General features: G+C 44.9%; 1 protein-coding gene. It reads right to left on the minus strand.

Features of this window, described 5'->3' with window-relative positions:
* Positions 1-1039 (minus strand): efflux RND transporter permease subunit (locus A3738_RS24995; protein WP_197474022.1); only part of this gene is annotated, 1039 nt, incomplete at both ends.

Here is a 1039-nt window from a genome sequence, read left to right on the forward strand (position 1 = left end):
GTTTCTTGTTGGTCTTGCTGTTCACCTTTTAACTTGAAACGTACGTCAGGTTGAAAAGACTCTCCCTCAATTGAGGCAAAGAGTTCTTGGATCTTATCTGTCGGCAGAAGTCCTTCTTCCACTTCAGACTGCAAAAGAACCGCACGGCGGCTATCTGCACGTTTGATTGTGCCGGTTTTTGGAGCAGGTTTTAAGTGTACAAAGTTCCCAAGTGGAACCATTCCCACATTGGTTTGAATACGAAGGCTCTGCAAAGCTTCTAGTGTTCGTTTCTGAGATGGGAAGCGGATGTTGATATCGACTTCTTCATCAGTGTCATCTGGACGATATTCTGCAACCTTAACGCCATTAGTAAGAAGCTGGATGGCGGTACCAATTAATACGATATCTGCGCCTGCGCGAGCAGCGCCTTCGCGATTAACTTCCATTTGCCATTCTATGCCAGGCAGCGCGCGGTCATCTTCAATATCTTTGAAGCCACCTAGTTTCGCCATATGCGAGCGCAGTATTTCGATCGTTTGATCGATATGCTCTGGGTAAATTGCTGATACCTGAATTTGAATCGCTTTACCGCCTGAAGGGCCGTTATCAGCTTTACGAAACTCTAGTTTTACACCAGGAATATCTTTGGTTTTTTCAGCCATTTCAGCAAGAATGACACTCGCGGTGCGTCTTTCGTCCCATGGAATAAACTGGAAATCCACAGAGCCAATGACGTCTTCTGCCATTTGATCTTGTGCTCGATTAAAGGATCTCGCATAGACAGACTTGAGTTCTGGCATATTGAAGAAATTGCGTTCAACCTCCTTCAACAGCGCATCTTTTTCATAGATTGAGAGATCTCCGCGTGCCGATACCAGAACTTTTGCGTTATCCGGTTCTACGTCAGGGAAAAACTCGACACCTTTGCCAAAACTGCCATAAGCAATCATGATTGCGACGACGATAGAGATATTACCTAACAGCGTTAAGAGCGGTCTTTTAAGTAGTGCTCTTAGGACTTTTGAATAAGCCAAGGTGAAGCGATTATCAGATTGTG

The sequence above is a fragment of the Oleiphilus sp. HI0066 genome (genome assembly GCF_001635725.1).